At 34.8% G+C, this 5,303-nt stretch carries 7 protein-coding genes; 4 read left to right on the top strand and 3 right to left on the bottom strand.

From position 1 onward, the window contains the following. Positions 1-840 (bottom strand): signal recognition particle-docking protein FtsY (gene ftsY / locus BA053_RS05115; RefSeq protein WP_065106835.1); only part of this gene is annotated, 840 nt, incomplete at its 3' end. A gap of 191 nt (positions 841-1,031) precedes the next feature. Here ftsY and iscU point away from each other — a divergent pair. The 4 genes from iscU to BA053_RS05095 are packed head-to-tail and all read left to right on the top strand — an operon-like array spanning position 1,032 to position 4,123. Beyond that, positions 1,032-1,415 carry a Fe-S cluster assembly scaffold IscU gene (gene iscU / locus BA053_RS05110; protein WP_007548853.1) on the top strand — a complete coding sequence of 128 codons (384 nt, stop codon included), beginning with the start codon at positions 1,032-1,034 and terminating at the stop codon, positions 1,413-1,415. A 12-nt stretch (positions 1,416-1,427) separates the two neighbouring features. Further along, on the top strand, positions 1,428-1,841 hold the full coding sequence (locus BA053_RS05105; RefSeq protein WP_007548854.1) for a HesB/IscA family protein: 414 nt from the start codon (positions 1,428-1,430) through the stop codon (positions 1,839-1,841). Next, on the top strand, positions 1,834-2,292 hold the full coding sequence (locus BA053_RS05100) for an iron-sulfur cluster co-chaperone HscB C-terminal domain-containing protein (RefSeq protein ID WP_065095133.1): 459 nt from the start codon (positions 1,834-1,836) through the stop codon (positions 2,290-2,292). The genes BA053_RS05105 and BA053_RS05100 overlap by 8 nt, the downstream gene beginning before the upstream one ends. Continuing rightward, positions 2,270-4,123, top strand: coding sequence for an Hsp70 family protein (locus BA053_RS05095; protein ID WP_065095132.1), 1,854 nt, complete (start codon positions 2,270-2,272; stop codon positions 4,121-4,123). The genes BA053_RS05100 and BA053_RS05095 overlap by 23 nt, the downstream gene beginning before the upstream one ends. Positions 4,124-4,130: 7 nt before the next feature. Here BA053_RS05095 and lepB read toward each other — a convergent pair whose 3' ends face one another. Together lepB and BA053_RS07470 are read right to left on the bottom strand one after the other, a co-directional pair. Further along, the gene (lepB, locus tag BA053_RS05090) at positions 4,131-4,877 is read right to left on the bottom strand and encodes a signal peptidase I (RefSeq protein WP_065095134.1); all 747 of its coding nucleotides are present in this window, start codon (positions 4,875-4,877) and stop codon (positions 4,131-4,133) included. A 36-nt stretch (positions 4,878-4,913) separates the two neighbouring features. Then, a complete protein-coding gene (locus tag BA053_RS07470; RefSeq protein WP_156518101.1) occupies positions 4,914-5,105 on the bottom strand; it encodes a hypothetical protein in 192 nt (63 codons plus the stop codon). Positions 5,106-5,303 lie beyond the last annotated feature (198 nt).

Below are 5,303 nucleotides of genomic sequence, written 5' to 3'. Positions count from 1 at the left end.
AATTCCTATAGCATGTAACTTTACCTTATAAGCTTCTGCAAGTCCAATTACTACTCCGCCCTTAGCGGTGCCATCTAGCTTTGTTACGATTAGCCCGGTAACGTTAACCATCTTACTAAATGCCTCTAATTGGCTATAAGCATTTTGGCCGGTAGTTGCGTCAAGAACTAAAATAACGTCATGAGGAGCAGTATCATCTAATTTCTTTATCGTTCTATATATTTTTGATAATTCCTCCATAAGGTTCACATTATTTTGTAGCCTTCCTGCTGTGTCAATTAGAACGACATCAACGTTATCTTTTATAGCTTGACTTACAGCTCTATATGCCACACTCGCGGAATTGCTACCGTACTCTCCAGTAACAATCAAGCAATCAGAACGTTCTGCCCAAATATTTAATTGTTCACTAGCAGCAGCTCTAAATGTATCGCATGCAACAAGCATAACGGACTTTCCCATCTCCTTATATTTATATGCGAGCTTACCTATAGTTGTGGTTTTACCATTACCATTTACTCCACATACCATTATTATATGTGGTTTTCTGTTTAAAATTAACGGTTGCATGACAGGGTTTAATATAGCTTCTATTTCGTTCACTAATTGCTGCGTGATAATATTATACTCAACTTCTTTGTCAAATTTGATGCTTGTGAGCCTATCGATAATCAACTTGGAAGTTTTATGACCAATATCCATGCTAATTAGCAATTCTTCTAGCTCATCTAAAAGCGACTGGTCTAATTTTTTTTTGCCAGAGAAAATACTTCTCACCCCGTCGCTAAAGCGAGAAGAAGTTTTTAACAAGCCTTTATAAAGATTACCAAATAAACTCAAGGGAATGCTCCTTTTAAAATTCAAACTTAATTACAATATAGAGGATGACATGCACTACGTATATTTGTAAAGAAAAATGCACTCGCAACCGTTACATTTTACTCACAAAATACAGCGGTTGCGAGTGCATTTTTCTTTAGTTTTCAACCTAAATGTGTTATAATGTAAAATAGCAGTTTATAGGTAATTTTATGAGTTATAATGAGAAAATTTTAGATCATTATGAAAATCCAAGGAATGTTGGCTCTCTGGATAAAAATGATCCAAATGTTGGCACTGGTTTAGTTGGTGCACCATCGTGCGGTGATGTAATGAAATTGCAGATAAAGGTCAATGACAAAGGTGTTATTGAAGATGCAAAATTTAAAACTTTTGGTTGTGGTTCTGCCATTGCTTCAAGCTCTTTGTTAACAGAGATGATAAAGGGGAGAACCATCAGTGACGTTACACAGATAAAGAATACTCAAATAGTGGAAGAGTTGTCTTTGCCGCCAGTAAAAATACACTGCTCGGTGCTTGCTGAAGATGCTATAAAGGCTGCTATTCATGACTATCAAAGTAAACAAAAGAATTAAGAAGCTACGAACATGGGTGAATATCAAGAAGTAGGCGGAGGTGAAACTGTAAAAAAGAATAAAAAACTTATCACTATAACTGCGGAAGCAGTAGAAAGGATAAGGTATTTATTGGACCAAAAGAAGCATACTAACCTTGAGAAACCGGAAGAAGCAATAGGAATAAGAGTGCTAATTAAGCAAAAAGGATGTTCTGGTTTAAAATATGATATTGAATATGCATATGATACTCGTCCTTTAGAGTCGATAATTGAGGAAAACTGTAGTGATGGCCAAAAAGTTAAAGTGTTGATTGATCCAAAATCCGTCATGTTTATTCTTGGCTCTGAAATGGATTATGTAGAAGAAAAATTTTCATCGGGTTTTGTTTTCAAAAATCCTAATGAGAAAGGAAAATGTGGTTGTGGAGAGAGTTTTCATGTCTAGCAACTATTTTACATTGTTTGAAATCGAACCAACTTTCAATATCAGCTTTGATGGGCTAGAGAAAAAATATATTGAGCTAAGCAAGACTGATATAAATGAAAGACAGTCCAAAAACATGGAAAATATCAACAAAGCTTATCAAGTGCTGAAGTCACCACTAGAACGTGCCGAGCATTTGTTGAATCTTTTTGGTGTAGGAAGCCCAAAGGATCATCCAAATTCTGAAATATTAAATGAATCAATGGAAATAAGAGAATATTTGCTGGACTGCGATGATCTACAATTTGCAAGTAGGATGATTGATGAAAAAATAAAAGGTTGCATTAAAAACCTAATTAACACTTTTGCTGTAAAGAATTTTGATGGAGCTGCTACACAAGTCCTAAGATTGAAATATTTATATAAGTCATTTGAGGAGGTGAAAAAGAATGCAACCAATTCAAATTTCTGAACCGGATTCAAATGAAGTAGTTTTTGGTATAGATCTTGGTACTACCAATTCTTTAATTGCCATGGTAAATAAAGCTGGCAACGTGGAGATATTTGAAGATAAGCAGGGAAGAGAGCTACTGCCTTCTGTTATTTCGTATGAAAATAATACATTGAAAACTGGCTACGATGTTGACTCAGATGCAATTTACTCGATAAAACGTTTAATGGGTAAAAGTGTTGAAGAATTAAATAAAGAAGGCGTCAATTTTGAAATAGATCATGAAAGCGAAAAAGTTATTAGAATAAAATGCGCAGAGGAAAAGTATCTTACTCCTGTTGAGATTTCTGCTGAGATATTAAAAGCTTTATGTAAGAGGGTAAAAAAGTCTAAGGGGCTGGAAGTAAAAAAAGCAGTGATCACTGTGCCAGCTTACTTTGACGATTCAGCACGTAACGCAACCAAATATGCAGCAAGATTAGCCGGCATAGAAGTTCTTCGCCTCGTTAACGAGCCAACCGCTGCAGCGCTTTCTTACTCCATTGAAAAGAACAATAACAGTGGAATATATGCAGTTTATGACCTTGGTGGTGGAACATTTGATATTTCAATATTGAAATTGCATCAAGGAGTGTTTCAAGTTCTTGCAGTTGGTGGTGACACTAAACTCGGTGGAGATGATTTTGATCATTTGCTTAACCTTATTGTGCTTGATAAGTATAGAGAAAAGGTAGGTTTAAACAAAGAATGCTCTAGTGTCATCCCAGTCTGGGATCCAGAAAGTTTGATTACAAATGAACACACTAGAAAGTTATATAATAAGAACTGGATTCCAGTGTCAAGCACTGGAATGACAACACTTATTGAATCACGTATTGTAAAAGAATATCTGAGCGAAAACACCGTAGGTACTTTTGAATTCAACATTAACGGCAAGCCATTTAAATGTGAAATTACTAGAGAAGAATTCGAGCAGGCAATCAGTTCTTTGGTCAATAAGACTATCAATATAGTCACTCGTACTATAAGTGATATAGATCTTAAAATTGATGATATAAAAGGAGTAATTTTAGTTGGTGGTGCAACTAGAACACCATTGGTTCAAAATTCACTAGTCAAACTCTTTGGAAATAAAGTACTAAATGACGTGGATCCAGATAAAGCAGTTGCCATTGGGGCAGCTCTGCAGGCTCATGATTTAATTTCGAGCTCAAAAGATAGGAATATTCTCCTGGATGTTCTACCTTTATCACTTGGCATAGAAACTATGGGAGGCATAGTTGAAAAAATCATACCAAGAAATACGCCACTGCCAGTTTCAGAAACAAAAGAGTTTACAACTTATATTGATGGGCAAACAGCAATGAAAATTCATGTTTGTCAGGGAGAACGTGAAATGATAGAGGATAACAAATCTCTAGCGCAGTTTGAACTAAAAGGTATACCGCCACTGCCTGCAGGTTCTGCAAGAGTTGAAATAGAATTTACAGTTAACGTTGACGGAATCTTGACTGTTACTGCAAGAGAAAAAACTACTGGAATTGAGCAGACAGTTAAAGTAAATTCAAGTTTTGGCTTGAGTGAAGCTGATGTTCAAAATATGGTTAACCAGTCAATAAACAGCTTTGATGAAGATATGAAGGCTCGTTCCCTTGCAGGTGCTAAAATTAATGGAAATAAACTCATACACTTGGTTGAAAACAATAATAACCTTTCCACTGATCAAAAGTTGAAAAACCTATTACAAAATGCAAAAAACGCTTTACAAGGCAATGACTTGAATGAAATTAACAACGCTATCGCCGAGTTAGAAAATTCTTCTTTAGAGTTGTGTGAATTAACAAATAGGTAGAAAAAGCTTACACAACCTTGTGCAATACCCTATTTAATCTCAAAGCAACAGGTAACCTGAAATTAAATGGTAACCAATCGACCTTTCCTAATTTAAATGATAAACCAACTATGCTTACACGCCCAATGATATTTTCCATTGGTACAAAACCAACTTCAGAAAACCTACTATCTAAAGAATTATTTCTATTGTCTCCCATAACAAAAAATTGATCATCAGGTACATAATAAACTGGAGTGTTATATGATAGCTTATTAGAGACGTTATCTATCAAAATCTCATGTTCCTTGCCACTTAAAAGCGTTTCTATATATCTTGGTATGTTACGATTTGACTCATAATCAAAAAAACTTTCAATTTGCCTTCGCTCTACTTTCTGATCATTTAGGTATAATTCTCCCTCTATCATTTGCACTTTGTCGCCCGGTGTTCCTATTACTCGCTTAACAAACCTGATACTGTCGTTTCTTGTGGGTTTGAAAACTACTATGTCGCCACGCTTTGGAGGGGTATAAAAAATCCTGCCGCTAAAAATGTTTGGAGAAAATGGAAATGAGTGTTTACTGTAACCGTATGAATATTTACTAGTAAAAATGTAATCCCCTTCAAGTAGGGTGCTTTTCATTGAACCAGAAGGTATATGAAATGGCTCGAATAAAAAACTACGTATTGATAGCGCAATCAACAGTAAAAAAAACAATGAAGATAAAAATCTTCCCGTTCTTATCACCCAGTTTTTGCTTAGTTCTTCCAACTTTTCCAACTTTGTTTTTCTTATAGATTAAGCTTATTATAATACATAAATTAAAAAATGGTAATATGAAATTTTACTTGTGAATGTTATTCCTCTATTCAAAACAATTTTGAAAAGGCGGTTCATTTCTTTCAACGGTGTCATCCAAGTAGCGTGACACATAACTGTACGAACATTGCAATTTGCAGGTGGCAGATGAAAGTAGCTGATGCACATCTGTACGAACATTTGCTTTTGTTAAGGTAATATGGTGTTATGAAAGTAGCTGACACTGGAATGGCTTTGTTGCATCGCTACTTATGAAAGGCTAACTATAGTTAGGATTATAAGCAACCTATTGAAAATCTTGTTTTTTTGCAATCAATCTGATCAAATTTAAGAATAGTAATTTATTATTTATATTAATAAATTTAATTCTATTGAAAA

This window comes from Wolbachia endosymbiont of Nomada ferruginata, assembly GCF_001675785.1.
In the GTDB taxonomy this organism is placed as follows: domain Bacteria; phylum Pseudomonadota; class Alphaproteobacteria; order Rickettsiales; family Anaplasmataceae; genus Wolbachia; species Wolbachia pipientis.
Note: the sequence above shows the minus strand (reverse complement) of the source record. Positions and strands in the feature narration are given on the sequence as shown.